Origin of the sequence: Tistlia consotensis USBA 355, from assembly GCF_900177295.1 — a bacterium.
Classification (GTDB): Bacteria; Pseudomonadota; Alphaproteobacteria; order Kiloniellales; family DSM-21159; genus Tistlia; species Tistlia consotensis.
The window spans coordinates 169,135-195,973 of the sequence record NZ_FWZX01000007.1 but is presented as its reverse complement, the minus strand read 5'-3'; the positions used below and the strand labels follow the sequence as shown (position 1 = coordinate 195,973).

Genomic DNA, 26,839 nt, shown 5'->3' with positions numbered 1-26,839 from the left:
ATGACCGCCCATAACCCCGGCAAGATCCCCGCCACCGTCGTCACCGGCTTCCTGGGCTCGGGCAAGACCAGCACGATCCGGCACCTGCTGGAGCACGCCAACGGCCGGCGCATCGCCCTGATCATCAACGAGTTCGGCGACCTCGGTGTCGACGGCGAGATCCTCAAGGGCTGCGGCATCGAGAGCTGCGGCGAGGACGACGTCGTCGAGCTGGCCAACGGCTGCCTCTGCTGCACCGTCGCCGACGACTTCCTGCCGACCATCAGCGCGCTGCTCGACCGCGCGCTCCCGCCCGACCACATCGTCATCGAGACCTCGGGCCTGGCCCTGCCCAAGCCGCTGGTCAAGGCCTTCGGCTGGCCCGAGGTGCGCACCCGGGTGACCGTCGACGGCGTCGTCGCCCTGGTCGACGGCCCGGCCGTCGCCGCCGGCCTCTTCGCCGAGGACCCCGAGGCCGTGCAGGCCCAGCGCGAGGCCGACGGAAGCCTGGACCACGACTCGCCGCTCGCCGAGCTGTTCGAGGAGCAGATCGGCTGCGCCGACCTGGTCGTCGTCAACAAGACCGACCTGCTGGCGCCCGAGGACCTGGCCGCGGTCGAGGCCGCGATCCGGCAGGAGGCGCGGCCCGGCGTACGCCTGCTGCACGCCGCCCACGGGCGGCTCGATCCCGACGTGCTGCTCGGCCTCTCGGCCGCCGCCGAGGACGACCTCGACAGCCGGCGCTCGCACCACGAGGGCGCCGACGATCACGACCACGACGACTTCGAGTCCTTCGCCGTCGAGCTGCCCGAGATCGCCGCGCCGGCCGAGCTGGCGCGCCGCGTCGCCGCCCTGGTCGAGGCCCAGGCGGTGCTGCGCGTGAAGGGCTTCGCCGCCGTCGCCGGCCGGGACATGCGCCTGGTGCTGCAGGCCGCCGGCCCGCGCGTGCAGCACTACTTCGACCGCGACTGGCGGCCGGACGAGGTGCGTCGGACCCGCCTGGTGGTGATCGGCCTCAAGGGGCTCGACCGGGCCGCCGTCGAGGCCGCTCTCATGGGCGAGGCGGTGGTGGCCGGCTGAGATCATACCGCCTTCGCGCGGATCGAGATGATGGTTGAATCCCTTCTTCCTTCGTCATCCCCGCGAAAGCGGGGATCCAGAAGACGGCGCCGTCGGCACGAACGCTCGACCGTCCGCGCGAACGGCGGCGTTCTCTGGATCCCCGCTTTCGCGGGGATGACGAAGGAGCGGGCGGGGATGACGGAAGGCGGCGGAGGCCTGCGAAAGGTATCGAGCCCATGCACCTGCTAGCCGCCCAACCGGGGGCCGTGGGCGACGGCACGGAGGCCGTCGACCTGGGCCAGGCGCCGGGCGACCTGCTGGTGCTCTCGGCGGCCGACACCGAGCTGGCGGCGCTGGCCGCGGCGGAGGCCGAGCTGCCGGCCGGGCGGCCGAGCCTGCGCCTCGCCAACCTGCTGCAGCTCGGCCACCCGATGTCGGTCGACCTCTGGGTCGGCAAGATGGTGCCCGCGGCCAGGCTGGTCGTGGCGCGCCTGCTCGGCGGCGCCGGCTACTGGAGCTATGGCGTCGAGCAGCTCGAGGCGGCCTGCGCGGAGGCCGGCGTGCCGCTGGTCCTGCTGCCCGGCGACGACAAGCCGGATCCGCAGCTGGCGCGCCGCTCGACCGTTCCGGCCGAGGCCGGCCATCGGCTCTGGCAGTACCTGGTTCAGGGCGGGCCGGAGAACGCCCGCGGCTTCCTGGCCTATGCCGCCAGCCTGGCCGGCCACGCCTGCGACTGGCCGGAACCGAAGCCGCTGCTGCGCGCCGGCCTCTACTGGCCGGACCTGGCGCAGCCGACCCTGGCCGAGCTGCAGGCGCGCTGGCAGGAAGCCGCGCCGGTCGCGGCCATCGTCTTCTACCGGGCCCATGTCCAGGCCGGGAACCTCAAGCCGGTCGACGCGCTGATCGCCGCCCTGCAGGCCGAGGGCGTCAATCCCCTGCCGCTCTACTGCGCCAGCCTGAAGGAGCCGGTCTCGGCCGATACCGTCGCGGCGCTGCTCGAGGAGGGCGGTGCCGGCATCGTCCTCAACGCCACCGGCTTCGCCGTCTCCAGTCCCGGCGGCGAGCGCAGCGCGACGCCCTTCGACGTCTGCGACTGCCCGGTGCTGCAGGTCGTCTTCGCCGGCAGCAGCGAGGCCGCCTGGCGGGCCGGCACGAACGGCCTCTCGGCGCGTGACATCGCGATGAACGTGGCGCTGCCCGAGGTCGACGGCCGGATCCTGTCGCGCGCCGTCTCCTTCAAGGGCGCGGCGCGCTGGGACGCGGCGACCCAGTGCCAGGTCGTGCAGTACGAGCCGGTCGCCGACCGCGTCGCCTTCGTCGCCGGCCTGGCGGCGAACTGGCTGAGGCTGCGCGGCAAGGTGCCGGCCGAGCGCCGGGTCGCCGTCGTGCTCGCCAACTACCCGAACCGTGACGGCCGCCTCGGCAACGGCGTCGGGCTCGACACGCCGGCCGGCACGGTCGAGGCGCTGCGCGCGCTGGCGGAGGCCGGCTACGCGGTGGCGGACCTGCCGGCGGACGGCGAGGCCCTGATCGCGCGGCTGGCGGCCGGCCCGACCAACGCCGCCACCGACGGCCGGGAGATCCGCGAGACGCTGGCGCTGGCTGATTATGAGGCCTTCCTCGAGGGGCTGCCCGCGGCGGTGCGCGAGGCGGTGACCGGGCGCTGGGGCGCGCCGGAGCGCGACCCCTTCTTCCTGGCGGATCGCGAGGCCTTCGCGCTGCCGGCCTTCCGGCTCGGCCGGGTGCTGGTCGGGCTGCAGCCGGCGCGCGGCTACAACATCGACCCGGTCGGCAGCTATCACGACCCGGCGCTGGTGCCGCCGCACGGCTACCTCGCCTTCTACGCCTTCCTGCGCCGCGAGGCCGACGCTGTGATCCACATGGGCAAGCACGGCAACCTGGAATGGCTGCCGGGCAAGTCGATCGCGCTCGGCGCCGACTGCTTCCCGGAGTCGGTCCTCGGGCCGCTGCCGCACCTCTATCCCTTCATCGTCAATGACCCCGGCGAGGGCACCCAGGCCAAGCGGCGCGCCCAGGCGGTGATCGTCGACCACCTGACGCCGCCGCTGACCCGGGCCGAGTCCTACGGGCCGCTCAAGGACCTGGAGGCGCTGGTCGACGAGTACTACGAGGCGGCCGGCGTCGACCCTCGGCGTCTCGCCCTGCTGCGCCGCGAGATCCTGGAGCTGTCGCAGCGCCTGGGCCTGGACAAGGACCTGGGCTTCGACGCCGGCGACGAGACGGCGGCGCTCTCCAGCCTCGACAACCATCTCTGCGAGCTCAAGGAGCTGCAGATCCGCGACGGCCTGCACGTCTTCGGCCGCTCGCCCGAGGGTCGCCTGCTGACCGACCTGCTGGTCGCCCTGGCGCGCGTGCCGCGTGGCGAGGGGCCGGGCGGCGGTGGTGCCGGCGAGGCCTCGCTGCTGCGGGCGCTGGCCGGCGACCTGGGGCTCGGCGACTTCGACCCGCTGACCGCGACCCTGGGCGAGCCCTGGGACGGCCCGCGACCCGAGGCGCTGGCGGGCGAGGCGGCCTGGCGCACCAAGGGCGACACGGTCGAGCGCCTGGAGAGCCTGGCCCAGGCCCTGGTCGGCGGCGAGCGGCCCTGCGATCCGGCCTGGCCCCGCACGGCGGCCGTGCTCGACACCATCGAGACGCGCCTGCGGCCCGCCGTCGAGGCCAGCGGCGCGGCCGAGCTCGCCGGGCTGCTGCGTGCCCTCGACGGCCGCTTCCTGGCGCCCGGCCCCTCGGGGGCGCCGACCCGCGGCAAGCCCGAGGTGCTGCCGACGGGGCGCAACTTCTACTCGGTCGACAGCCGCACCGTGCCGACGCCGGCGGCCTGGACGCTCGGCTGGAAGTCGGCCTGCCTGCTGCTCGAGCGGCACCGCCAGGATCACGGCGCCTGGCCGAAGGCGCTGGCGCTCTCGGCCTGGGGCACGGCCAACATGCGCACCGGCGGCGACGACCTGGCCCAGGCCCTGGCGCTGATCGGGGTGCGGCCGACCTGGGACCAGGCCTCGCGCCGGGTCACCGGCTTCGAGGTGCTGCCGCTCAGCCTGCTCGACCGGCCGCGGGTCGACGTGACGCTGCGCGTCTCCGGCTTCTTCCGCGACGCCTTCCCGGCGCAGATCGAGCTGTTCGATTCGGCGGTGCGCGCCGTCGCCGCGCTCGACGAGCCGGAGGCGATGAACCCGCTGGCCGCGCGCAGCCGCGCCGAGGCGGCGCGGCTGGAGGGCGAGGGGCTCGACGCCGAGACCGCGGCGCGGCGCGCCGGCTACCGCGTGTTCGGCTCGATGCCCGGGGCCTACGGTGCCGGCCTGCAGGCGCTGATCGACGAGCGCGGCTGGGAGAGCGCCGAGGACCTGGCGCGCGCCTACACCGCCTGGTCGGGCTACGCCTACGGCGCCGGCAGCCAGGGCGAGGCGGCGCATGGCCTGTTCGAGCGGCGCCTCGCCCAGGTCGAGGCGGTGCTGCACAACCAGGACAACCGCGAGCACGACCTGCTCGACTCGGACGACTACTACCAGTTCGAGGGCGGCCTCGCGGTCGCCGTCAAGACCGCCTCGGGCCGCGAGCCCGCGGTCTACCACAACGACCATTCGCGGCCCGAGCGGCCGGTGGTCCGCTCCCTGAAGGAGGAGATCGCCCGAGTCGTGCGCGCCCGCGTCGTCAATCCCAAGTGGATCGCCGGCGTCATGCGCCACGGCTACAAGGGCGCCTTCGAGATGGCGGCGACGGTCGACTACCTCTTCGCCTTCGCGGCGACCACGGGCGCTGTCGGCGACCACCACTTCGACGCGGTCTGGGAGGCCTACCTCGAGGACGAGGCGGTGCGCGCCTTCCTGGAAGACAAGAACCCGGCGGCGCTCCAGGAGATGGCCGAGCGCCTCAGGGAGGCCATCGACCGCGGCCTCTGGCAGCCGCGCGCCAACGCGGCCTATGGTTCCCTGGAACGACTGAGCGGAGGACGCGCCCCATGAAGACCGAGGGCATGACCGAGGACGAGATCAACGCGCGCCACGCCGAGAAGATGGCCAAGAAGAAGGCCGCGCGCGACAAGATCCTGGCGACCAAGACCCTGCAGAAGGGCCTCTTGATCGTCCACACCGGCAAGGGCAAGGGCAAGTCGACCGCGGCCTTCGGCCTGGTCATGCGCGCGCTCGGCCACGGCTTCAGGGTCGGCATCGTGCAGTTCGTCAAGGGCCGCTGGGAGACCGGCGAGCGCGCCATCCTCGACAAGTTCGCCGACCAGGTGACGATCCGCACCATGGGCGAGGGCTTCACCTGGGAGACCCAGGACCGCCAGCGCGACATCGCCGCCGCCAGGGCCGCCTGGGAGGCCGCCAAGGAGATGTTCAAGGACCCGGCCTACCGCTTGGTCCTGCTCGACGAGCTCAACATCGTGCTGCGCTACGACTACCTCGACATCCAGGAGGTGCTGCAGGGCCTCGCCGAGCGCCATCCCGACAACCACGTCGTGATCACCGGCCGCAACGCCAAGGACGAGCTGATCGAGGCGGCCGACCTGGTCACCGAGATGACCATGATCAAGCACCCCTTTCGCGACGGCGTGAAGGCCCAGGCCGGCATCGAGTTCTAGGGGGGCGGCGGTGACCCTCCTCGCGTCCCTCTGGACATTCCCTCTCCGCCCCCGGGGGCGGAGAGGGCAGGGAGAGGTGGGGGACTCCGGCGGTGCGGCCGGCGTCGGCCTGTCCGAACCTCTGCTGCCCCACCTCATCCTCCCGCTACGCGGGCCCCTCCCTCTCCCCCCCAGGGGGGCGGAGAGGGGACACGAGAGGGCGCCTGTCCACCCATGACCACCCCCGCCCTCATGCTGCAGGGCACCGGCTCGGACGTCGGCAAGTCGCTGCTGGTCGCCGGGCTCTGCCGGCTCTTCGCGCGGCGCGGGCTCCGGGTGCGCCCCTTCAAGCCGCAGAACATGTCGAACAACGCGGCGGTCACGCCCGAGGGCGGCGAGATCGGCCGGGCCCAGGCGCTGCAGGCGCGGGCCTGCGGCGTGGCGCCCTCGGTCGACATGAACCCGGTCCTGCTGAAACCGGAAAGCGATCTCGGCGCCCAGCTCGTCGTCCAGGGCCGGCGGGTCGCGACCCTCAGGGCGCGCGACTACTTCGCCCGCAAGCCGGAGCTCATGGCCTCGGTCCTGGAGTCCTACCGGCGCCTCGCGGCCGCGGCCGACCTGGTGATCGTCGAGGGCGCCGGCAGTCCGGCCGAGGTCAACCTGCGCGCCGGCGACATCGCCAACATGGGCTTCGCCGAGGCCGCCGACCTGCCGGTCGTGCTGGTCGCCGACATCGACCGCGGCGGCGTCATCGCCAGCCTGGTCGGCACCCACGCGGTCGTGAGCGAGGCCGAGCGAGATCGGATAAAAGGATTTATCATCAATAAGTTCCGTGGCGACGTCTCCCTGTTCGACGAGGGTCTGGCGATCGTCGAGGCGCGCACCGGCTGGCGGTCCTTCGGCGTGCTGCCCTACTGGCCCGGGGCGGCGAAGCTGCCGGCCGAGGACGCGCTGTCGCTCGACCGGGCGGTATCGGCGGGCGAGCCGCGAGCGATCAAGGTCGCGGTGCCGCGCCTGTCGCGCGTCGCCAACTTCGACGACCTCGACCCGCTGAAGCTGGAGCCCGACGTCACGGTGGTCATGGTCGCGCCCGGCGAGCCGCTGCCCGGCGACGCCGACCTGGTGATCCTGCCCGGCTCCAAGTCGACGATCGGCGACCTCGCCTTCCTGCGCGCCCAGGGCTGGGACCTCGACCTCGCGGCCCACGTCCGGCGCGGCGGCCGCGTGCTCGGCCTCTGCGCCGGCTTCCAGATGCTGGGCCGGCGGCTCGCCGATCCCGAGGGCATCGAGGGGCCGCCGGGCGAGGTCGAGGGGCTGGGCCTGCTCGAGCTCGAGACGGTGATGACCGGCGACAAGCGGCTGGTCGAGGTCGCCGGCCGCGACCTCGCGAGCGGCGCGGGCCTGACCGGCTACGAGATGCACATCGGCCGTACCGCCGGCCCGGCGCTGGACCGGCCCTGGCTGGAGGTGGCAGGGCAGCCCGAGGGCGCCGCCTCGCCGGACGGCCGGGTCGCCGGCTGCTATCTGCACGGCCTCTTCGCCAGCGACGCCTTCCGTGCCGCCTTCCTCGGCCGGATCCGGCCGAGGGCCGACGGCGGCCTGCGCTTCGACGCGACGGTCGAGGCGACACTCGACGGCCTCGCCGACCACCTGGAGGGGCACCTCGACGTGGCGGCGCTGGCGGCGGTCGCCGGGCTGTAGAGGCTATCCGGGCGTCCGGACCGACGCGATGTCCGTGCGGGCGAAGTCGTTGCCCTTGAAGAGCAGAGGCATTGCCCGGGTCGCGGCGAGGGCATAGACGGCGCAGTCGCCGAAGTTGAGGGCCGCTGGATGGCGCCCTTTTCCGAAACGTTCGAAGGCCTCCCGCGCCGCAAAGGCCTGCTCCGCATCGAAGGGAACGATCTCGAAGCCGCCGACCGAGAGCAGAAGGTCGAGCTGCTGGACGCCGCTCCCGCCTTTGCGGGCGGTGAGGACAATTGCCGCCTCCAGCACGGAGACTGCAGAGACGAGGCGTCGAGCCGCCGTCTCGAGGGCTTGGGCGATCGTGCCGGCGTCCGGTTCCTGAAGCAGAACGGCCAGGACGGCTGAGGTGTCTACGATCATCGCCTCGATCCGGCGATCATCTCGTCGTAGCCCAGGATTTCTTCGTCGCTGCGGGAATCGAGGTCGGGCAGGGCGGCGCAGGCGGCGCCGATTGCCATCAGATGCTCGGCGAGACCCGGCTGTGATGGTCTCTGCTTCTCGCGATTCAACTCGGCCTGCAATGCATCGATCACCACGCGGGTGATCGGCAGTCCGCGCCGGCGCGCGAGCTCGCGAGCCAGCCGGTCCGCCTCGTCGCTCTTGATGTTCAGCGCCATAGGAAGAATGTAACGCGTCTTCTTCCTTCCGCCAACGCAGCCCAGCTACCGCGGCGCGAGGGCCGTCAGGCAGAGGATCTCGAACAGCATCTGGGCGCCGAGGTGGGCGGTGTTCGTCGTCGCGTCGTACTGCGGCGCCACCTCGACAACGTCGCCGCCGATGACGTTGAGGCCGACCAGGCCGCGCAGCAGGGCCTGGGTCTCGCGCGGGCTCAGGCCGCCGATCTCCGGCGTGCCGGTGCCGGGCGCGTAGGCCGGGTCGATGCCGTCGACGTCGAGCGAGAGATAGACCGGCGCGTCGCCGACGACCGCCCTGGCCTTGGCGACCACGGCCTCGACACCCATCCGGGCGAAGTCCTCGACGTGGATCACGGTCATGCCGGAGTCGTAGGAGAACTCCCAGAGGTACTCCGAGGAGCCGCGGATGCCGATCTGGATCGTCTTCTCGGGATCGAGCACGCCGTCCAGCACGGCCTGGCGGAAGGGGCCGCCGTGGTGGAACTTGGCGCCCTCGAACTCGCCGCTGGTGTCGCAGTGGGCGTCGACGTGGACCAGGGCGACCGGCCGCTCGGCGCCGAGCGCCTTGAGGATCGGATAGGTGATCGAGTGGTCGCCGCCGGCGCTGACCGGCCTGACGCCGGATTCCCGGATGCCGGTGTAGAACTCGAAGATGTCCTCGATGGACCTGTCCAGGGAGTAGCGCGAGCGGAAGGGCACGTCGCCGACGTCGGCGACCCTGCGCTCCTGGATCGGCGCGCAGCGCAGCACGTGGTTGTAGGGCCCGACCCGCTCGATGGCGCGCAGGGCGCGCGGGCCGAAGCGGGCGCCCGGCCGGTTGGTGACGCCCAGGTCCATGGGCACGCCGATCAGGGCGATCTCCAGCTCGGCCAGGGCCGTGCCCAGGTCGTCGCCGCGCCAGGGCGCGTCGAGCAGGGTCGGCAGGCCGGCGAAGGGCGCGGTACGCCGGTCGCCCTGGAACACCGCGTCGGCGACCCGCTTGAAGTCGGGGTCGCTCACGTCGCTGCCCTTGGCCTCGGCATAGCGCGCGCGCAGGCGGGCCAGCAGTTCGTCGGACGCCATGATCGCTTCCCCTCTTCTCTGGCGCTTCGCGCGCTCGAACGGTCCGCTGCCGGAGCCTAGCCGCCCGCGGCGCTGCGGTCGGCCAGCACGGCCTCGTCGTGCATCAATGCCAGGATCTCGCGCTTGACGGCCATGAATTCCGGCGAGGTCAGGGTTTCCATGGCGCGCGGCCGGGGGATGTCGATCGGGATCGACTTCTTGATGCGGCCGGGCCGGGCGGTCATCACGTGGACGACGTCGCCGAGGAAGATCGCCTCGTCGATGTCGTGGGTGATGAACAGCACGGTCTTGTGGTTCTTCTCCCAGATGTCGAGCAGCAGGGCCTGCATCAGCTGGCGGGTCTGGCTGTCGAGGGCGCCGAAGGGCTCGTCCATCAGCAGGATCTTCGGGCCGTTGGCCAGCGCCCGGGCCAGGGCCACGCGCTGCATCATGCCGCCCGAGAGGTGCTGCGGGTAGGCCTGCTCGAAACCGGTCAGGCCGACCGCGGCGATCATCTCGGCGGCGACGGCCTTCTGCCGCTCGGCCGGCAGGCCCTTCAGGGACAGGCCGAAGCGGACGTTCTTCTCGACCGTCAGCCAGGGGAAGAGCGTGTAGCTCTGGAACACCATGCCGCGGTCGGCCGAGGGGCCGCGGATCGTCTCACCGTCGAGCGCGAGCCGCCCCGAGGTGCAGTCGAACAGGCCGGCCGCCAGGCGCAGCAGGGTCGACTTGCCGCAGCCGGACGGCCCGACGATGACCGAGAAGGCCTTGTCCTCGACCGTCAGCCTGATGTCGTCGAGCGCGGTCACCGGCCGCCGGCCCTTGGTCTCGAAGCGGACCGTGACGTCCTCGATGGTCAGTGTCGGCATCGTCCCCGTCCCGGCGCTCAGAAGGTCGCCGACCAGGGCAGCAGCACCCGGCGCAGCAGCTTGAAGAGGGTATCGGTCATCAGGCCCAGGATGCCGATGGTGAAGACGCCGAGCAGGATCACGTCGGTGAACAGCCCGCGCATGGCGTTGAGGATCATGTAGCCGAGGCCGGAGTTGGCGGCGACCAGCTCGGCGACCACCAGGTAGGTCCAGGCCCAGCCCATGGTGACCCTCAGGTTGTCCATGACCCCCGGCATGCAGGCCGGGAAGAGCACGCGCGTGACGACCTGCCGGCGGTTGGCGCCGAGGGTGTAGGAGCAGTCGATCAGGTCCTTGCTGACCCTGGCCGAGACGTCGGAGATCAGGATCAGCTGCTGGAAGAAGGTGCCGAGGAAGATCACCGTCACCTTCTCCTCGAAGCCGATGCCGATCCAGAGGATCAGCAGCGGGATCAGGGCGCTGACCGGCAGGTAGCGCATGAAGCCGGTGATCGGCTCGAGCAGCGCGCGCGCCGCCTGGAACGAGCCCATCAGCACGCCGAGCGGCACCGCCAGCACCGAGGCCAGCAGGAAGCCGGTCATGATGACCGAGAGGCTCGCCCAGATGTTCTCGAGCAGCGACAGGTTGCCGAGCCGCTTCCAGCCGGCCAGGGCGACCGCGTCCGGCGGCGCCAGGAAGTCGGGCCGCACGAGATGGCCGTAGGTCAGCAGGCACCAGCCGCCGAACAGCGTGGCGATCGCGAAGAGGCTGAGGCCGAGGAAGACCGGCGCCGGGATCTCGGATTTCGGGGCGAGGAGGTCGCGCAGAGCCATGGTCACGACCTCCGCGCCCCCCGGCCGGACGCCGGGGGGAGCCAGATGGACACCGAGGGTTTGCGGACTACTGGTTGACGATGCCGAAGGCGACCAGCGAGGCCGGCGGCACGTCGATGTCCGAGGTGCCGTTCTCCTTGTTGAGCGCCTCCGCGTTCGCGATCGTCTCGGCGATCGGGCCGGGCTTGGCCTCGGTGCCGATGAAGGACTTGTTCATGGCGGCGTCGTAGAAGGCGATGCCCGCGCGCGTCTCCTTGAAGACCGCCGGGTCGTCGAGCCAGCCGCCGACGCCCTTGGCCATGATCTTGTCGGCCTCGTCCTCGTGGGTCTTCTGCCAAGCGACGGCCTTGGCCCAGGCCCGGTAGAGCGCCGCCAGCTCCTTGCCGCGCTTGGCCAGCGTCTCCTTGGTGGTGATCGCGACGTCGGTGATCAGGCCGGGCGAGGTCGAGCTGTCGACCAGCAGGTGGCCGTCCGGCGCCTGCTTGCCGCGGGTCAGCCAGGGCTCCCAGGTCACGGCCGCGTCGACCCGGCCCGCGACGAAGGCGGCGCCGGCGTCGCCCGCCGACATGTTCTGGGTCTTGACGTCCGACAGCTTGAGGCCGGCCTGCTTGAGCAGGACGCCGAGGTAGAACTCGGAGACCGAGCCCTGGTTGTAGGCGACCGACTTGCCCTTGAGGTCGGCGATCGTCTTGATGTCCTTCTTGGCGACGATGCCGTCGCCACCCTTCGAGTCGTCGAGGGCGAAGAGGTAGCGGTAGTCGACGCCGGCCGACATGTAGTTGAGCAGGGTGTCGACGGTCGAGACCAGCACGTCGATCTTGCCGGCCGCCAGCGCCGGGAAGCGGATCTTCGGATCCTCCATGACGATCAGCTGGACGTCGAGGCCCTCCTCCTTGAAGAAGCCCTTGTCCTTGGCGATGTAGAGCGGCCCGTAGCCGACCCAGGTCGAGTGCGCGACCTTGAGCGGCTCGGCCGAGGCCGGAGCGGCCGAGGAGAGGCCGACCGCCGCCATCGCGGCGAAGCCGGCGAGCGCGATCAGGCGCCGAAACGGATGAGTCATCTGTGATCCCCCTGAGGAGTGCGTCCGCAGCCCGGGTATCCAGCGTCCCCTGGTAAGCGTCCCTGGAACTTTTCTTCTGCTTGTCCCGGCAGGCTAGAACAGCCGGGCCGGGGCCGTCACCGGGAATCTTCGGCGCGGATGCCGCAGTCTGTTCTCGGGACCTATTCGACGACGACGGCCCGCGCCCGGTCGATCAGCACGACGCCGTTGCGCGCGACCCTGTGGCGGGCCTCGTAGCGGCCCGACGGCCAGGGCCGGTCGCCGCGCCGGCGGCCGAGGACGCGGATCCAGTCGGCCTGCTTCCTGTCGAGCTTGCCGTCGGATTCGGCGAACAGCCTGCCGTCGGGGCCGTGGATCTCCAGGCGCCAGCTGTCGCCTGGCTCCAGGCCGTAGTCGATGACCCAGAAGGCGAGGGCGGCCGCGCTGGCCGGCAGCCGGTCGTTGCCCAGGTAGGCGCCGGCCTTGATCGCCCCGATCTCCGGGTTGCTGCCGGCGAAGCCGGCGGCGAGCAGGCCGCCGGCGCGGTAGACCAGGGCCTGGGCGGCCTCGGCGTCCCACAGCGCGCGCCCGGGCTTGTCGCAGCCGCTCTCCGGCGGCAGGCCGGTGAAGGGATCGATGCGCTGGTCGCCGTGGAACAGGCGGAACTCGACGTGGGGGAACTCGGCCAGGCCCGACTGGCCGATCAGGCCGAGGATCTGCCCCGCGCCGACCCGCTGGCCGGGCCGGACCAGGACCGAGCCCTGCTTCAGGTGGCTGTACTGCGTGGTCCAGCCGCCGAGATGGTCGATCAGCACGGCGTTGCCGGACTCGCGGCCCTTGATCCTGTCGAGCCCGCGCCTGGCCGGGTCCATGTCCGGCTCGCCGTCGCGCACCGCCCGCACCGTGCCGGGCGCGGCCGCGACCACGGGCACGCCGCGCTCCATGTCGGCCAGGGTCGGCACGCGGATGTCGGTGCCGTCGTGGCGGTCGTAGGCCAGGCCGCCGCAGAGGTAGTCCTGGGCGAGCGGCCCGGGCCGCGTGTCGACGTACTGCTGGACGAAGCACTCGACGCCGATCTCGCAGAGCACCGGCAGGCCGAGCGACGGCGGCCCGTCCTGGGCGGCGGCGGGGGAGGCGAGAAGGAGGAGGAAGGCGAGCGCCAGCCAAGGCCGCAGCGGCCTGACCTCCCTCTTCCCGCCATCCCCGCGAAAGCGGGGATCCAGAGAACGACGCCGCGGGCACGGAAACCGGACCGTCCACGCAGGCGACGCCTTTCTCTGGATCCCCGCTTTCGCGGGGATGACGGATGAGCAAGAGGGCGGCGAGGCGCCCACCCCTCAGTCGGCGCCGTCGAGCGGCAGGGCGACCGCCTTGCCGTCGCGCGCGGCGATCGCCAGGCGGCCGGCCATCAGGGCCTCGGCGTCGCGCCCGAAGACCTCGTAGCGCCAGCCGTGCAGCAGCGGCGAGCCGTTGTCCTCGCCGCTCGCCAGGCGCTCGATGTCCAGGCTGTTGGCGACCAGCTTCGGCGCGACGCCCTCGCTGTCGCACTTGACCTTGAGCAGCATCTTCAGCAGGTCGGCGATCGGCCCGGGGGCGTCCGGCAGGGCCTCCTCCTTGGGCAGGCTCGGCCAGAGGTCCTGGGGCTGGGCGAGGGCGGCCTCGATCGCCGCCAGGATGCCCTTGCCGAGCCGGCCGCGCGCGAAGTCCTCGTTGAGTCCGCGGGTGTGGGCCAGCTCGTTCGTGCCCTTCGGTGCGCGCTGGGCGATGTCGTAGAGCTGCTCGTCGCGCAGCACCCGGTTGCGCGGCAGGTCGCGGCGCTGGGCCTCCTCCTCGCGCCAGGTCGCCAGCGCCTTGAGTACCACGAGGTAGCGGCGGTCGCGCGAGCGGGTCTTGAGCCGCAGCCAGGCCCGCTCCGGGTGCAGGTCGTAGGTCTGGGGGTCGGTCAGCACCGCCATCTCCTCGTTCAGCCAGTCGGCGCGGCGGTTCTTCTCCAGCTTGCGCACCAGCTTCTCGTAGGCCTTGCGCAGGTAGGTGACGTCCGACAGGGCGTAGTCGAGCTGGCGCTCGGTCAGCGGGCGCCGGACCCAGTCGGCGTAGCGCGCGCCCTTGTCGATGCGCGCGCCGGCCAGGGCGCCGGCCAGCTTCTCGTAGCTGACCTGGTCGCCGAAGCCGCAGACCATCGCGGCGACCTGGGTGTCGAAGACCGGCGCCGGCACCTGGCCGGTCATGTGGAAGAAGATCTCCAGGTCCTGGCGCGCCGCGTGGAAGACCTTGATCACCGGCTCCTCGTTGAGCAGCCGGACCAGCGGGGCCAGATCCAGGCCCTCGGCCAGCGGATCGACGATCGCGGCGTCCTCCGGCCCGGCGAGCTGCACCAGGCAGAGCTTCGGCCAGTAGGTGGTGTCGCGCACGAACTCGGTGTCGACGGTGACGAAGTCGGCCTTGGCCAACCGGTCGCAGAGGGCGGCCAGGGCCGTGCTGTCGGTGATTGGTGTCATGGTCCGCCCGGTATAGCCGCAACCGCCGCCGCTGGGAAAGCATGGCCGTGCCCGACCGCCAAATTCGGCCGGGCGGACTGCACGCGGTCCGGCAGATCGAGCCGGCGGTCCGGGCCTGACGGTTCACGCAGCTTTGCTGCCTCGTCGAAGGCTGCCCGCCTATATCATCGGTCAGCAGGACGGAGATCGACCATGGAGCTCAATGCCGACTTCACCCGCCGCGCCGCGGTCCATGCCGCGCGGCTCGACTGGGTCGCCTCGCCGATGCCCGGCGTCGAGCGGCGGATGCTCGACCGCATCGGCGGCGAGGTGGCGCGCGCGACCTCGATCGTGCGCTACGCGCCGGGCAGCCGCTTCTCGCCCCACGTCCACGGCGGCGGCGAGGAGTTCCTGGTGCTCGAGGGCACCTTCCAGGACGAGCACGGCGACTTCCCGGCCGGCAGCTACGTGCGCAACCCGCCGACCTCCTCGCACACCCCGGCCTCGGCGCCGGGCTGCACGATCCTGGTCAAGCTCTGGCAGTTCGATCCCGCCGACCGCACCCAGGTCCGGCTCGACAGCGGCGGCGTCGCGCCGGTCCCGGCGCCCGGGCGGCCCGGCGTCGAGCTGGTGCCGCTGTTCCGCGACGCCCGCGAGGAGGTCCGGCTGGAGCGCTGGGCGCCCGGCGCGGAGGTCGCGCTCGACCTGCCCGGCGGGCTGGAGCTGCTGGTGCTGGAGGGCGGCTTCGAGGAGGGCGGCGAGGCCTTCGGGCCCTGGTCCTGGCTGCGCCTGCCGGCCGGCGGCCGGCTGGTCGCCGAGGCCGGCCCGGAGGGTGCCCGTCTCTGGGTCAAGAGCGGGCACCTGAAGGACGTGCTGGGGCTGGCTGCGTCGAGCCACGACCCGGCGGCTTCATCCTGAGTTCGTTGAAGGGAATTGTAGAGCGCGCAAGGCCGCGCTGGATTAAGCTATTTTAGGTTGAATATCATGCCGATGACATGAGGGATTGCGCGATGACTAAGCTCACGAAGTCAGAGTTTAAGCCTGGCGATAAAGTCGAAGCGTCGGGCGTATACAAAGTTGTCCACGATGAGGATCATGTTGCGGAGCATGAGGTCACGGTGATTGTTGGAAGGAAATTCCCTCCGTGTAATCATTGTGGAGACCACCCTCGATTTAGGCCGGTGAAGCTTGCAAAACATATCGATAGTCATTCCTCATTCAAATAGAGGTGTCTGACTTATTGGCGGCTGGTCTCGGTACCGGTCGGCTGAAAGTGCTGGCAGGCCGAATGGGGCCTAGAGGTTCAGGCGGCGCATCACGGCGGCCGGCAGGTTGCGGATCACCAGCATGATCCAGCGCCAGAACCAGGGCGTGTAGACGACGGCCCGTCCGGCGTCGGCGGCCGCGACGATGTCGTCGGCGACCCGCTCGGGGCTGGCCCAGAGCGGACCCTTGCGGAAGTCCCGGGTCATCGGCGTGTCGACGAAGCCGGGCCGGACGTCGACCACGGCGACCCCGGCGGGCGCCAGGCGGTCGCGCAGGCCGGCCAGGAAGATCGAGAGGCCGCCCTTGGCGGCGCCGTAGAGGTGGTTGGAGCGGCGGCCGCGCTCGCCGGCGACCGAGGAGATCACGACCAGGCGGCCGCTGCCGCGCCGCTCCATCGCCGCAGCGGCCGGCAGCAGCAGGCGGACCGGCGCAACGAGGTTGGTCTCCAGCGTCGCCGCCGCGCGCGCCGGGTCCTGCTCGTCGCGCTGCTGCTCGCCGAGCGTGCCGAAGGCGACCAGCAGGACGTCCGGGACGCCGTGCGCCGCCGCCTCGGCCGCCTGCAGGGCGGCGTCGCCGGCCGCCTCGGCGAGGTCGCCGGCATGCGTCGCGACGGCGGCGGCGCCGCGCACGGCCAGGTCCCCGGCGACCCGCTCCAGGTGTTCGGGCGAGCGCCCGGCGAGGAAGAAGCGGGCGCCGCGGGCGGCGTAGCGGCGGGCCACGGCCTGGGCGATCGCCGAGGTCGCGCCGTAGATCGAGACCTTCAGGGATTCGCTCATGGCGTCAGCTCCAGGCGGCGGGACAGCGCCGAGGCGAAGCGCGGGTCGATCCAGCGCCGGAACTCCTGCCAAAGCGGGTAGGAGCGGCGGAAGGCCTCGGCACCCTGGCGGCCGTCCTTGGCGAAGTAGACCCGGCCGCCGGCCTCCAGCACCAGGGCGTCGAGGCGGTCGAGCAGGGCGAGGGTCTTCGCGCCGCGATTGGGGAAGTCGAGCGCCAGGGTCGCGCCGGGCATCGGGAAAGACAGCAGGCCGGCCGGCGCCCGCGCCCCGAAGGTCTTGAGCACCGCCAGGAACGAGCCCTCGCCGGCCGCGGCGACGGCGCCCAGCAGGGCGGCGATCGTGGCGCGCGCCGTCGGCGGCGGCACGACGCATTGGTACTGGTAGAAGCCGGCCCTGCCGTAGAGGCGGTTCCAGCCGCCGACCGCGTCGAGCGGGAAGAGCTGCCTGTGATAGGGCAGCCGCCTGAGCCGGCCGCGGCCGAGCCCGGGCCGGCGGCCGTAGAGGGCGTTGAAGGCACCGAGCGTCAGGCGATTGAGCGGCGAGACCGGCGGGGCGAGCGGCACCGCGAGGCGCGGCAGCTCGGGCGGAGCCGGCGCTTCGCCGCCCGGCAGCGGCCTGGCCCGGCCGAAGACGCCGCGGCCGAGCGCCCGGCCGCTCGCCCGGCAGTCGACCCAGGCGGCGGTGTATTCCCAGTCTGCCTCCGACTCCTCGGCGAGGGCGAAGAAGCCGGCGAGGTCGGCCATCGGGATCTCCTCGCACTCCAGCCAGAGCCCCGGCGCCGGCATCAGCTGCAGCGTCGCCTCCAGGATCAGGCCGGTCAGGCCCAGGCCGCCGATCGTGGCGCGGAACAGCTCCGGGTTCTGCTCCGCCGAGCAGGTCGCTAGGCTGCCGTCGGAGCGCGCCAGGGTCAGGCTCACGACGTGCTCGCCGAAGGTGCCGCGGCGGTGGTGGTTCTTGCCGTGGACGTCGTTGGCGATGGCGCCGCCCAGGGTGACGAAGCGGGTGCCGGGCAGCACCGGCGGGAACCACCAGCCGCCCTCGGCGCCGCGCCAGCGGCGGACCTGGCGCAGGATGTCGTGCAGCAGCACGCCGGCCTCGCAGGTCAGGCGGCCCGTCGCCGGGTCGAAGGCGACGAAGCGGTCGAGCGCCGTGGTCTCGATCAGGCGACCGCCGTCGCTCAGCGCCTCGTCGCCGTAGGAGCGGCCGGCGCCGTGGCCCAGCCGCGGCAGCGGGTCGGGATCGGCGGCCAGCGCCGCGGCCTCTTCCAGCCAGGCCGGGCGCAGGACCTCCTGGCCTCCGGGGTGTGCCCGGCCCCAGGCGAGATCGCGGCCGTCGCGCTCGACCATCGCCGCGCTACCAAGCCAGCAGGACGCAGAGCACGACCAGCAGCCCGAGGCCCCAGGACAGCGGGTCGCGCAGGGCGAAGGCAACCGGGTCCTCGTGCATCTCGCCGCGCCCGGTCAGCAGCCAGATCCGCGCGTGCCAGGCGGCGAGCAGCGGGAAGACCAGCCAGAGCATCTCGGGGCTCGCATAGACCGTCGCCGGCGAGCGTTCGAGGATCAGGTAGACCATGAAGACCAGCATGGCGGCGCTGCCGCTCGAGACGCCGAGCGCCAGGATGAAGGGCAGGTCGGCCGGGCGGTAGCCGCGGTGCAGGCGGAGGGTGTCGCCGGTGTCGAGAGCGTGGGCCGTCTCGGCGTAGCGCTTGGCGAGCGCCAGGCTGAGGAAGAACAGCAGGGCGAAGCCGAGAAACCAGGGCGAGACCGGTACCGGCACGAAGGCCATGCCGGCCAGGATGCGCAGGGCGTAGAGGATGCCGAGCAGGAAGACGTCGAAGGGCGGGCAGCGCTTCAGCAGGAAGGAGTAGGCGAGGGTGGTCGCGAGATAGGCCGCCAGCGCCTCGCCGAAAAGGCTCGGCAGGACCGCGGCGATGGCGGCGGCGAGCAGCAGCAGCAGCAGGGCCGCGACCAGGGCGCTGCGGTCGGAGATCTCGCCGGCGGCGAGCGGCCGGTGGCGCTTGGTCGGATGCGCCCGGTCGTCGGCGAGGTCGCGCAGGTCGTTGATCAGGTAGACCGCCGAGGCGGCGAGGCCGAGCGCCAGGAAGCCGGCCAGGGCGTCGAGCAGGTCGGCGAAGGTCGAGACGCTGCCGGCCAGCGCCAGCGGCGCGAAGACCAGCAGGTTCTTGGCCCACTGGTGCAGCCGCAGGGCGCGGCGCCAAGTGCTCGGGGTCGCGGGCGACGGCATGGAGCCGTCTTACGCGAAAGCCGCGTCAGCCGGAAGCGGCGGTCTCGCCATGGGAGAACATCGGCCGGCCGGCGACCGGCAGCTCGGCGCGCAGGATCGTGCCGCTCTCCGATTCGGTCATGTAGAGCGTGCGGCCGTCGGGCCCGCCGAAGGCCAGGTTGGTGACGGTCAGGCCGGTCGGGCTGACGATCCGCCAGAGCGGCTCGCCGAGCCGCGAGAAGCCCCAGACGCAGCCGTTGCCGGCATGGGCGACGAACAGGCTGCCGTCGGCACCGAGCGCCAGCCCGTCGGGGCCCGACAGGCCGCCCGACAGCTGGACGAAGCGGCCGACCTTGGAGACGCCGCCGTCGGCCATCAGCGGCAGGCGCCAGACCGCGTTGTCGCGGGTCATGGCGACGTAGAGCAGGCTCTCGCTCTCGTTCAGCACCAGGCCGTTCGGGCTGGGCCCGGTGTCGAGCAGCAGGTCGAGCCGCCCGGCTTCGAGGTCGTAGCGGTAGACCCGGCCGTTCGGCATGTGCAGGCCGCTCTGGCCCTGGTCGGTGAAGTAGAGCCGGCCCGCGGCGTCGAACACCAGGTCGTTGCAGCCGCGGAAGTGCTCGGAATAGCGATGGCTGAGCAGCGGCGCCATGCGTCCGGCGCCGGGCTCCAGCACCAGGATGCCGTGGCGGTAGTCGGCGACGAAGATCCGGCCGTCGCGGTGGATCTTGAGGCCGTTCGGCCAGCCGTCGTACGCGAGGACGAGCCGCCAGGCGCCGTCGGGCTCGACCGTGAAGATCCGGCCGTAGGGGATGTCGACCAGCCAGAGCCGGCCGTCGCGGTCGAAGCTCGGCCCTTCCAGGAAGCAGTCGACCGGCCGCCCGGGCTTGTTGGCGGCGCCCCAGTCGGGGACCTCGCCGCTGCGCCGCAGCGCGTCCGGCAGCCGGGTCCAGACCTCGGCCTCGATCCGCTGCGGCGGAGGATAGAGCGCCATTTCCTTCTTCCCTCGCTTGCTATTCCCGTTCCGTGAGCTGCTCGTGGAGCCGCGCGGCGCTGCCCCGCATGGCCTCCAGCGCGATCGCGCGCTGCCCGGCGTCGAAGCGGGTTATCAGGCCGGAGATCGACAGCGAGCCGCGCAGCCGGCCGCCGCGGTCGAAGACCGGCACGGCGATCGCCGCGATCTCGGGGTCGCGCTCGCCGAGCGAGACGCCGTAGCCGTCGCGGCGCACCTGCTCGGCCCAGGGCCGCTCCTCCGGCGGCGTCCAGAAGGTCGTCAGCACCTTGGAGGCGGCGCCGCCCTCGAGGCTCAGGCGCTGGCCCTCGTTGAGGTGGTGGCGGATCGCTTTGGGCGAGTTGTGCCGGTAGAGGCAGACCCGGCTGTCGCCTTCGCGCACGTAGTAGGAGGCGGTCTCGCCGGTCGCCTCGACCAGCACCTTGAGCTCCGGCCGGATCAGTTCGGCCAGGTCGAAGGAGCGGCGATAGAGCGAGCCGAGTCGCCAGAGGGTCGGGCCCAGGCGATAGCGGCCGTCGGCCCGCCGGACCAGATAGCCGAAGCGTTCCAGCGAGGCCGCGAGCCTGAGGATCGTGCTCTTGTAGAGGCCGCTGCGCCGGGCGAGCTCGGCCAGCGACAGGGATTCCTCGCCGCCGTCGAAGCATTCCAGCAGTGCCAGCGCGCGCTCGACCGCCTCGACCTTCTGCTCCGTCACCGACCGCTCCAGGACCGTGCGCGCCGGCCTTCGTTGACGAAGGATCGGCGTTCTACTAGAATGAATATCATTCTGTTAGACAGAACACAAGAAGCTTTCGGGAGGAACAGAAGGGATGTCCAACAGGCTCCTCGGCCTGGCCCTGGTGGCCGGGCTCGCGATGACCGCCGGCGGCGCATCGGCCGCCGACCTGGTCTTCTCCGGTGTCTCCACGACCTCCGACGACTACGCCCTCGGCGTGGTCTGGTCGGGTCTCGCCAAGCAGGCGGGAATCGACATGACGGTGGTCGAGAACGGCTCGGTCGCCGGCCTGCGCAAGGCGGCGCAGGGCGAGGTCGACCTGGTCGGCATCGGGGCGCCGCACTACCTCGACGCGATCGAGGGCAAGGGCAAGTTCGAGAAGGATCCGGCCGAGTTCCGGGACGCCTACAAGAAGATGAAGGTGATCCTGGCGCTGCCGACCGGCATGGCGCAGTACGTCGTCGCCGCCGACAGCGAGATCAGGAGCTTCCACGACCTCGCCGGCCATTCCGTCGGCATCGGCCGGCCGGGCGGCAACGCCGGCCGCGTCTCGAAGATCCTGTTCGACGTGCACGGCATCGGCGACAAGGTCGACGGCCAGTACCTGGAGTACGAGCCGGCGCTCGGACAGATCCTGTCCGGCACGCTCGACGCCGCGCTGGTCTGGGGCTCGATCCCGACGGCGGCGATCGACAACGCCTCGCGCGGCCGGAAGCTGCGCTTCATCTCGCCGGACCCGGCGACCCTGCCGGCCTTCCGCAAGGCGCTGACCAACGGCCAGTACTACGTCTACCAGAAGGTCCCCGAGGCCTCGATCGAGAAGGCCTACGGCACGCGCGTCGTCTCCGACGGCCCGGCCCTGTTCTGGACCTTCCCCTACCAGATCATGGTGCGTGGCGACCTGGACGACGACACGGTCTACAAGCTGACCAAGGCGCTCTGGGAGCACATCGAGCTGGTCAACGGCCAGTCGGCGGCGCTGTCGCTGATCTCGCTCGACAACGCCTTCGAGGGCATCTCCGGCGAGCTGCATCCGGGTGCCAAGCGCTATTACCAGGAGATCGGCAAGCTCTGAGCCTGCCGTCGGCCGCGCCCGCCGCCTGCCGGCAGGCGCGGCCGTTCCTGTCCGGGAAGGGGCTTCCTCAGCCGTGAACTGGCTTCTCGAAACCGCGTTGCCGGTCAGCGCCGACAGCCGGCCGGCCTTCCGCCTGCTGCAGGCTCTCGGCCTCGCCGCCTGTGCCGCGCTGACGCTCTTCGTGCTGGCGACCCTGGCGTTCGGCCGCTACCCCAGCCAGGTGCAGTACGGCACGGCGCTGGCGCTTGGCCTCGTCGCCATCTTCTGCCTGAAGCCGATGCTGACCGACCGCGAGGGACGGCGCAGCCGGCTTGACCTCTGGCTCAGCCTGCTGCTGATTGCGGCGACGCTCTTCGCCTGGGCCTACATGACCCGCGAATACCAGGCGATCGCCAACTTCCGCGAAGGCCTGCCGAACGACTGGGACCTCGCCGCCTACGCGATCGGCACGCTGGTCGTGGTGTTCGGAGCCCACCGCGCCGAGGGCTGGATGCTGACCGCCGTGGTGCTGGCCGCCGCCGGCTACCTGCTGTTCGGCCACGTCATGCCGGGCATCCTGGAGCACCGGCCCTTCTCGCTGAGCCGGGTGCTGGAGATCTCCTACTCCTACCGCGGCATCTTCGGCGTCGCGCTCGGCTCGGTCGTCGACATCGTGCTGATCTTCGTGATCCTCGGCACGGTGCTGCGCCTGACCGGCGCCGGCGAGCTGTTCAACGACGTCGCGCTGATGCTGACCCGCGGGCGCCGCTCCGGGCCGGCCCAGTGCGCGATCCTGGCCTCCTCGATGTTCGGCTCGATCAATGGCTCGGCGCCGGCCAACGTCGCCTCGACCGGCGTGCTGACCATCCCGCTGATGAAGCGGGCCGGCTTCTCGGGGCGCTTCGCCGGCGGCGTCGAGGCGACGGCCTCTTGCGTCGGCCAGATCATGCCGCCGGTGATGGGCGTCGGCGCCTTCATCATGTCCGACATCACCGGCATCCCCTACGTCGAGATCATGGCGGCGGCGATCGTGCCGGCCTTCCTCTACCTCTTCTCGCTCTCGACCACCGTCGCGCTCGAGGCCGGGCGGCTGCAGCTGAACCCGCTCGACCAGCCGCCGCCGCCCTGGGACCGGGCGCGGCTGTCGCGCGCCGCCCTGCTGCTGCTCGGCTTCGGCCTGCTGCTGGCGCTGCTGTTCCTGGGCTACCCGCCGACCTACTGCGGCCTGATCGCGATCGGCGTTATGCTGCTGGTCGCGATGCTCCTGCCGGACACCCGGCTGGGTGCCCGCGAGTGGCTGCTGTTCGTCGTCGAGGGCGGGCGCGACGGACTGTCGGTGCTGCTGAGCTGTGCGGCGATCGGCATCGTCATCGCGGCGATCACCTCGACCGGCCTCGGCGTCGCGCTCAACCAGCAGATCACCGCGCTCGGCGGCCAGAACCTGCTGGCGGCGCTGCTGCTCGCGGCGCTCTGCTCGATCGTGCTGGGCATGGGGCTGCCGACCGCCGCCTCCTACCTGATGGTGATCTTCGTCGCCGGGCCGGCGATCATGGAGCTCGGCGTCTCGAAGCTCGGCACCCACCTCTTCGTCTTCTACTACGCGGCGCTCTCCGCGATCACGCCGCCGGTCGCGCTGGCGGTCTTCGCCGCCGCCGCCATCGCCAGGGAGAATCCGATTCCGCTCGCCCTCAACGCCCTGCGCCTGGCGGCCGTCGGCTTCGTGCTGCCGATCGCCTGGGTCTTCCATCCCGAGATCGTCATCGGCACCAAGGGGACCGGCGTGCTCGAGGCGCTGGAGTACCTGCCGTTCCTGCTGGTCGGCATCGTCGGCTTCGCGGCCTCGCACGTCGGCTATCTGTTCGGCCGGCTCGGCGTCGCGGAGCGCCTGGCCATGGCGGCCGGCGCCGCCCTGGTGCTGGCGCCCGGGCTGCCGGCCAACGCCGCCGGCGTCGCGCTCGTCGCGCTGCCCGCCCTGATCCGTCTCGCGAGGTCGCGCCATGCCGGCGCCGCTTGACGGCGTCCGCGTGCTCGACCTGACCAACGTGCTGGCCGGGCCGTTCTGCTGTCATCAGCTGGCCCACCTCGGCGCCGAGGTCGTCAAGGTCGAGGTGCCCGGGCGCGGCGACCTGGCTCGCCAGCTCGGCGCCGACGAGGCGCTCAACGCCCGCAACATGGGCGTCTCCTTCCTGGCCCAGAACGCCGGCAAGAAGTCGGTGACGCTCAACCTCAAGAGCGAGAAGGGCAAGGCGCTGTTCCGGCGGCTGGCCGCCGGCGCCGACGTGCTGGTCGAGAACTACCGGCCCGGCGTGATGGCGCGCCTGGGGCTCGACCACGAGGCGCTGCTGACGGTCAACCCCCGGCTGGTCTACTGCGCGATCTCCGGCTTCGGCCAGGACGGCCCGCTGCGCAACCTGCCGGCCTACGACCAGATCATCCAGGGGCTGTCCGGCGTGATGTCGATCACCGGCGCGCCGGACACCGCGCCCTACCGGGTCGGCTACCCGATCTGCGACACGATCGGCGGCCTGACCGCGGCCATGGCGATCTCGGCGGCGCTGAACGGCCGCGAGCGCAACGGCGGCAGCTTCATCGACGTCTCGATGCTGGAGGCGACGCTGGCGACCATGGGCTGGGTCGTCTCGAACTGGCTGATCGCCGGCGTCCGGCCGCAGCCGCACGGCAACGAGAACGTGACCTCGGCACCCTCGGGCGCCTTCCGCACCGCCGACGGCCTGCTCAACATCGCCGCCAACAAGCAGGAGCAGTGGGAGATCCTCTGCCGCCACCTGGGCCGCGAGGAGCTGCTGGAGCGGCCGGAGTACCGGACGCGCGAGGCGCGCAAGGCCAACCGCGAGGCGCTCCGGGCCGAGCTGGAGCGGAGCCTGGCGGCCAAGGCCGCGCACGACTGGGCGCGCGAGCTGAACCGCCTGGGCGTGCCCTCGGGCGCGGTGCTCGCGGTGCCCGACATCCTGGAGCATCCGCAGATCGCGGAGCGCGGCATGGTCGCCGAGTTCCCGGCCGTGCCCGGCGCCGGACGCGACATCCGGGTCGTGCGCACCGGCTTCAAGCTGGACGGCCGGGCGCCGGCGGTGGCGACGCCGCCGCCCGAGCTCGGCGCCGACAACGCCGCCGTCTACGGCGAGCTGGGGCTGAGCGAGGCGGAGATCGAGGACCTGAAGGCGGAGGGTGTGCTGTGACGCAAGGGACCGGAGGCAACGACGTCTCGGACTGGTGGCGGACCTCGATCATCGACATGGAGCCGGGCCGCATCGAGATCCGCGGCCGGCCGATCCAGCACCTGATCGGCGAGCTGTCCTTCCCGCAGATGATCTGGCTGCTGGTCATGGGCGAGATGATCGAGGGCGGCCGCGCCAAGCTGCTGGAGGCGGCGCTGGTCGCCGCCGTCGACCACGGCCCCCAGGCGCCCTCGATCGCGATCGCCCGCATGGCCGTGACCTGCGGCGTCGGCCTCAACAACGCCATGGCCTCGGCGGTCAACGTGCTGGGCGACGTGCACGGCGGCGCCGGCGAGCAGGCGGTCGAGCTCTACCAGGCGATCGACCGCCGCTGGCAGGACGGCGAGCCGCTGGCCGAGGCCGCCGCCGCCGAGCTCGACGCCTGGCGGGCGGCCAACGGCAAGTACGTCTCGGGCTTCGGCCACCGCTTCCACAAGCCGGTCGACCCGCGCGGGCCGCGGCTGCTCGGCCTGGTCGACCTGGCGGTCGAGCGCGGCCAGGTCTCGGGCCGCTTCGCCGCCATCGCCCGGGCGATCGGCGCGCGCCTGGCCGAGGAGCGCGGCGGCCGGCCGGTGCCGCTCAACATCGACGGCTCGACCGCGGTGATCTACGCCGAGCTCGGCTGCCCGGCGCCGCTGGCCCGCGGCCTGTTCTGCCTGTCCCGCTCGGTCGGCATCCTGGCCCACGCCTGGGAGCAGAAGCAGCAGGGCGGCCGCAACAAGGGGCCGACCCCGCCGGCCTACCGCTGGACCTACGAGGGGTAGGGGCGGCGGCACGGATCAGGCGACCGGCGCGCGCTCCAGCCAGTCGGCGAAGGCGGCGCGTTGCTCGGGATCCAGGAACAGGCCGTGCTTGGTGCGGCGCTCCAGGATGTCCTCGGCGCTCCGGGCCCATTCCTCGCGGACCAGGAAGTCGGCCTCGCGCTCGTGGAACAGGGGGCCGAAGGACCGGCCGAGGTCGGCCAGGGTCTCCGCGCCGTCCAGCAGGTCCTCGGCGCGCGTGCCGTAGAGCCGGGCGTAGTGCCTGGCGAGCCTGGGCGGCAGCCAGGGGTGACGCTGCGCGAAGCCGGCCAGGAAGGCCTCGAAGTCGGCGTCCGGCAGGTCGCCGCCGGGCAAGGGCGCCGTCGCGGTCCAGGGCGGACCGAGGGACGGGAAGAAGGGCGCGAGACTCCTGAGCGCGTGCTCGGCCAGCTTCCGGTAGGTCGTGATCTTGCCGCCGAACACCGAGAGGATCGGCGCCCGGCCGTCGCCCGGCGTCGCCGGGTCGCTGTCGAAGACGTAGTCGCGGGTCACCGCCGAGGGGTTCTCGGCATCGTCGTCGTAGAGCGGCCGCACGCCGGAGAAGCGGTGCAGCACCTCGGCGCGCCCCGGCGCCGCCGCGAAGTAGCGGTCGAGCACCTCGAGCAGGTAGCCGGTCTCGTCCTCGTCGGCGGCGACCTCCTCGGGCCGGCCCTCGTAGGGGATGTCGGTGGTGCCGATCAGCGCGAGGTCGTCGAGGTAGGGATTGACGAAGATGACCCGGCGGTCGCGGTTCTGCAGCAGGTAGGCCTGGGGGCCGTCCCAGAACTTGCGGGTCACCAGGTGGCTGCCCTTGACCAGCCGCACCCGGCGCCGGCCGTTGAGGCCGGCGACCGAGCCGATGACCTGCTCGACCCAGGGGCCGGCGGCGTTGACCAGGGCGCGGGCCCGGACGGTGCGCCAGCCGTCCGGCGCGTCGAGGGCGACGCTCCACAGGCCCGCCTCGCGCCGCGCGCCGCCGCAGGCCGTGCGGGTCAGCACCGCGGCGCCGCGCGCCGCCGCGTCGAGGGCGTTCAGCACGACGAGCCGGGAATCGTCGACCCAGCAGTCGGAATACTCGAAGGCACGGACGAAGCCGGGACGGATCGGCCGGCCGGCCGGGTCGTGGCGCAGGTCGAGCGCGCGGCTGGCCGGCAGCCTCTCGCGGCCGCCCAGGTGGTCGTAGAGGAACAGGCCGAGGCGGATCAGCCAGGCCGGCCGCTGCTCCGGGCTGTGCGGCAGCACGAAGCGCAGCGGCCAGATGACGTGGGGCGCGGCGCGCAGCAGCACCTCGCGCTCGATCAGCGCCTCGCGGACCAGCCGGAACTCGTAGTACTCGAGGTAGCGCAGGCCGCCGTGCACCAGCTTGCCGCTGCGCGAGGAGGTGCCCTCGCCGAGGTCGCCCTGCTCGCAGAGCAGCACCGACAGGCCGCGTCCGGCGGCGTCGCGGGCGATGCCGGCGCCGTTGATGCCGCCGCCGATCACCACGAGGTCGTAAACCTTTTCTGCCGCGGCGGGCGCGCTGCGGGCGGTGTCGGCCATGACCGG

General features: G+C 72.2%; 23 protein-coding genes. 9 read left to right on the top strand and 14 right to left on the bottom strand.

Annotated elements, in window-relative coordinates:
- The 4 genes from cobW to B9O00_RS11755 all read left to right on the top strand — a co-directional run bounded on the left by cobW (position 1) and on the right by B9O00_RS11755 (position 7,321).
- Complete coding sequence (gene cobW, locus B9O00_RS11770) at positions 1-1,059, top strand: cobalamin biosynthesis protein CobW (protein ID WP_085122863.1); 1,059 nt, start codon at positions 1-3, stop codon at positions 1,057-1,059.
- A 218-nt stretch (positions 1,060-1,277) separates the two neighbouring features.
- Positions 1,278-5,021, top strand: coding sequence for a cobaltochelatase subunit CobN (gene cobN, locus B9O00_RS11765; protein ID WP_085122862.1), 3,744 nt, complete (start codon positions 1,278-1,280; stop codon positions 5,019-5,021).
- Complete coding sequence (gene cobO / locus B9O00_RS11760; RefSeq protein ID WP_235017099.1) at positions 5,018-5,641, top strand: cob(I)yrinic acid a,c-diamide adenosyltransferase; 624 nt, start codon at positions 5,018-5,020, stop codon at positions 5,639-5,641. The genes cobN and cobO overlap by 4 nt, the downstream gene beginning before the upstream one ends.
- Positions 5,642-5,854: 213 nt before the next feature.
- On the top strand, positions 5,855-7,321 hold the full coding sequence (locus tag B9O00_RS11755) for a cobyric acid synthase (protein ID WP_085122861.1): 1,467 nt from the start codon (positions 5,855-5,857) through the stop codon (positions 7,319-7,321).
- A gap of 3 nt (positions 7,322-7,324) precedes the next feature.
- Here B9O00_RS11755 and B9O00_RS11750 read toward each other — a convergent pair whose 3' ends face one another.
- The 8 genes from B9O00_RS11750 to rnd form a co-directional block, all read right to left on the bottom strand.
- The gene (locus tag B9O00_RS11750; protein ID WP_085122860.1) at positions 7,325-7,723 is read right to left on the bottom strand and encodes a type II toxin-antitoxin system VapC family toxin; all 399 of its coding nucleotides are present in this window, start codon (positions 7,721-7,723) and stop codon (positions 7,325-7,327) included.
- Positions 7,720-7,980: a type II toxin-antitoxin system VapB family antitoxin gene (locus B9O00_RS11745; protein ID WP_085122859.1), complete on the bottom strand. Its 261-nt coding sequence runs from the start codon at positions 7,978-7,980 to the stop codon at positions 7,720-7,722. The genes B9O00_RS11750 and B9O00_RS11745 overlap by 4 nt, the downstream gene beginning before the upstream one ends.
- 45 nt (positions 7,981-8,025) lie before the next feature.
- Positions 8,026-9,060, bottom strand: a complete 1,035-nt coding sequence (speB, locus tag B9O00_RS11740) for an agmatinase (protein ID WP_085122858.1) — start codon at positions 9,058-9,060, stop codon at positions 8,026-8,028.
- A 56-nt stretch (positions 9,061-9,116) separates the two neighbouring features.
- Entirely contained in the window at positions 9,117-9,908 is a 792-nt protein-coding gene (locus B9O00_RS11735) for an ABC transporter ATP-binding protein (RefSeq protein WP_085122857.1), read from the bottom strand.
- Positions 9,909-9,925: 17 nt separating this feature from the next.
- A complete protein-coding gene (locus B9O00_RS11730) occupies positions 9,926-10,720 on the bottom strand; it encodes an ABC transporter permease (RefSeq protein ID WP_085122856.1) in 795 nt (264 codons plus the stop codon).
- A 67-nt stretch (positions 10,721-10,787) separates the two neighbouring features.
- Positions 10,788-11,780 carry an ABC transporter substrate-binding protein gene (locus B9O00_RS11725; RefSeq protein ID WP_085122855.1) on the bottom strand — a complete coding sequence of 331 codons (993 nt, stop codon included), beginning with the start codon at positions 11,778-11,780 and terminating at the stop codon, positions 10,788-10,790.
- Positions 11,781-11,941: 161 nt separating this feature from the next.
- A complete protein-coding gene (locus B9O00_RS11720; RefSeq protein ID WP_085122854.1) occupies positions 11,942-12,847 on the bottom strand; it encodes a M23 family metallopeptidase in 906 nt (301 codons plus the stop codon).
- Between the two features lie 249 nt (positions 12,848-13,096).
- Positions 13,097-14,257 carry a ribonuclease D gene (gene rnd / locus B9O00_RS11715; RefSeq protein ID WP_085122853.1) on the bottom strand — a complete coding sequence of 387 codons (1,161 nt, stop codon included), beginning with the start codon at positions 14,255-14,257 and terminating at the stop codon, positions 13,097-13,099.
- A 192-nt stretch (positions 14,258-14,449) separates the two neighbouring features.
- On the opposite strand from rnd, the gene B9O00_RS11710 reads away from it, so the two are divergent.
- A complete protein-coding gene (locus tag B9O00_RS11710; RefSeq protein WP_085122852.1) occupies positions 14,450-15,154 on the top strand; it encodes a cupin domain-containing protein in 705 nt (234 codons plus the stop codon).
- 377 nt (positions 15,155-15,531) lie between these two features.
- On the opposite strand, the gene B9O00_RS11705 is transcribed toward B9O00_RS11710, so the two are convergent.
- From B9O00_RS11705 to B9O00_RS11685, 5 genes are read right to left on the bottom strand one after another with little or no spacing between them, the layout of a single operon-like run.
- Positions 15,532-16,278, bottom strand: coding sequence for an SDR family oxidoreductase (locus tag B9O00_RS11705; RefSeq protein ID WP_085122851.1), 747 nt, complete (start codon positions 16,276-16,278; stop codon positions 15,532-15,534).
- Entirely contained in the window at positions 16,275-17,624 is a 1,350-nt protein-coding gene (locus B9O00_RS11700) for an FAD-binding oxidoreductase (RefSeq protein ID WP_085122850.1), read from the bottom strand. The genes B9O00_RS11705 and B9O00_RS11700 overlap by 4 nt, the downstream gene beginning before the upstream one ends.
- A 7-nt stretch (positions 17,625-17,631) precedes the next feature.
- The gene (locus B9O00_RS11695; RefSeq protein ID WP_085122849.1) at positions 17,632-18,522 is read right to left on the bottom strand and encodes a UbiA family prenyltransferase; all 891 of its coding nucleotides are present in this window, start codon (positions 18,520-18,522) and stop codon (positions 17,632-17,634) included.
- Positions 18,523-18,547: 25 nt separating this feature from the next.
- Positions 18,548-19,492 carry an SMP-30/gluconolactonase/LRE family protein gene (locus B9O00_RS11690; RefSeq protein ID WP_085122848.1) on the bottom strand — a complete coding sequence of 315 codons (945 nt, stop codon included), beginning with the start codon at positions 19,490-19,492 and terminating at the stop codon, positions 18,548-18,550.
- Between the two features lie 19 nt (positions 19,493-19,511).
- A complete protein-coding gene (locus B9O00_RS11685; RefSeq protein WP_085122847.1) occupies positions 19,512-20,204 on the bottom strand; it encodes an IclR family transcriptional regulator in 693 nt (230 codons plus the stop codon).
- A 115-nt stretch (positions 20,205-20,319) separates the two neighbouring features.
- On the opposite strand from B9O00_RS11685, the gene B9O00_RS11680 reads away from it, so the two are divergent.
- The 4 genes from B9O00_RS11680 to B9O00_RS11665 all read left to right on the top strand — a co-directional run bounded on the left by B9O00_RS11680 (position 20,320) and on the right by B9O00_RS11665 (position 25,279).
- On the top strand, positions 20,320-21,300 hold the full coding sequence (locus B9O00_RS11680) for a TAXI family TRAP transporter solute-binding subunit (RefSeq protein ID WP_085122846.1): 981 nt from the start codon (positions 20,320-20,322) through the stop codon (positions 21,298-21,300).
- 73 nt (positions 21,301-21,373) lie between these two features.
- Complete coding sequence (locus B9O00_RS11675) at positions 21,374-23,293, top strand: TRAP transporter permease (protein WP_159460195.1); 1,920 nt, start codon at positions 21,374-21,376, stop codon at positions 23,291-23,293.
- Complete coding sequence (locus B9O00_RS11670) at positions 23,277-24,476, top strand: CaiB/BaiF CoA transferase family protein (protein WP_085122844.1); 1,200 nt, start codon at positions 23,277-23,279, stop codon at positions 24,474-24,476. Before B9O00_RS11675 ends, B9O00_RS11670 begins: the two co-directional genes overlap by 17 nt.
- On the top strand, positions 24,473-25,279 hold the full coding sequence (locus B9O00_RS11665) for a citryl-CoA lyase (protein ID WP_085122843.1): 807 nt from the start codon (positions 24,473-24,475) through the stop codon (positions 25,277-25,279). Before B9O00_RS11670 ends, B9O00_RS11665 begins: the two co-directional genes overlap by 4 nt.
- 15 nt (positions 25,280-25,294) lie before the next feature.
- Here B9O00_RS11665 and B9O00_RS11660 read toward each other — a convergent pair whose 3' ends face one another.
- Positions 25,295-26,833 (bottom strand): glycerol-3-phosphate dehydrogenase, encoded by a 1,539-nt coding sequence (locus tag B9O00_RS11660; protein ID WP_085122842.1) that lies wholly within the window; start codon positions 26,831-26,833, stop codon positions 25,295-25,297.
- Between the last annotated feature and the right edge of the window lie 6 nt (positions 26,834-26,839).

Bases quoted from the DNA above. Each gene is read 5' to 3' on its own strand.
- cobW (WP_085122863.1), top strand. From the start codon at position 1: ATGACCGCCCATAACCCCGGCAAGATCCCCGCCACCGTCGTCACCGGC.
- cobN (WP_085122862.1), top strand. From the start codon at position 1,278: ATGCACCTGCTAGCCGCCCAACCGGGGGCCGTGGGCGACGGCACGGAG.
- cobO (WP_235017099.1), top strand. From the start codon at position 5,018: ATGAAGACCGAGGGCATGACCGAGGACGAGATCAACGCGCGCCACGCC.
- B9O00_RS11755 (WP_085122861.1), top strand. From the start codon at position 5,855: ATGACCACCCCCGCCCTCATGCTGCAGGGCACCGGCTCGGACGTCGGC.
- B9O00_RS11750 (WP_085122860.1), bottom strand. From the start codon at position 7,723: ATGATCGTAGACACCTCAGCCGTCCTGGCCGTTCTGCTTCAGGAACCG.
- B9O00_RS11745 (WP_085122859.1), bottom strand. From the start codon at position 7,980: ATGGCGCTGAACATCAAGAGCGACGAGGCGGACCGGCTGGCTCGCGAG.
- speB (WP_085122858.1), bottom strand. From the start codon at position 9,060: ATGGCGTCCGACGAACTGCTGGCCCGCCTGCGCGCGCGCTATGCCGAG.
- B9O00_RS11735 (WP_085122857.1), bottom strand. From the start codon at position 9,908: ATGCCGACACTGACCATCGAGGACGTCACGGTCCGCTTCGAGACCAAG.
- B9O00_RS11730 (WP_085122856.1), bottom strand. From the start codon at position 10,720: ATGGCTCTGCGCGACCTCCTCGCCCCGAAATCCGAGATCCCGGCGCCG.
- B9O00_RS11725 (WP_085122855.1), bottom strand. From the start codon at position 11,780: ATGACTCATCCGTTTCGGCGCCTGATCGCGCTCGCCGGCTTCGCCGCG.
- rnd (WP_085122853.1), bottom strand. From the start codon at position 14,257: ATGACACCAATCACCGACAGCACGGCCCTGGCCGCCCTCTGCGACCGG.
- B9O00_RS11710 (WP_085122852.1), top strand. From the start codon at position 14,450: ATGGAGCTCAATGCCGACTTCACCCGCCGCGCCGCGGTCCATGCCGCG.
- B9O00_RS11705 (WP_085122851.1), bottom strand. From the start codon at position 16,278: ATGAGCGAATCCCTGAAGGTCTCGATCTACGGCGCGACCTCGGCGATC.
- B9O00_RS11700 (WP_085122850.1), bottom strand. From the start codon at position 17,624: ATGGTCGAGCGCGACGGCCGCGATCTCGCCTGGGGCCGGGCACACCCC.
- B9O00_RS11695 (WP_085122849.1), bottom strand. From the start codon at position 18,522: ATGCCGTCGCCCGCGACCCCGAGCACTTGGCGCCGCGCCCTGCGGCTG.
- B9O00_RS11690 (WP_085122848.1), bottom strand. From the start codon at position 19,492: ATGGCGCTCTATCCTCCGCCGCAGCGGATCGAGGCCGAGGTCTGGACC.
- B9O00_RS11680 (WP_085122846.1), top strand. From the start codon at position 20,320: ATGTCCAACAGGCTCCTCGGCCTGGCCCTGGTGGCCGGGCTCGCGATG.
- B9O00_RS11670 (WP_085122844.1), top strand. From the start codon at position 23,277: ATGCCGGCGCCGCTTGACGGCGTCCGCGTGCTCGACCTGACCAACGTG.
- B9O00_RS11660 (WP_085122842.1), bottom strand. From the start codon at position 26,833: ATGGCCGACACCGCCCGCAGCGCGCCCGCCGCGGCAGAAAAGGTTTAC.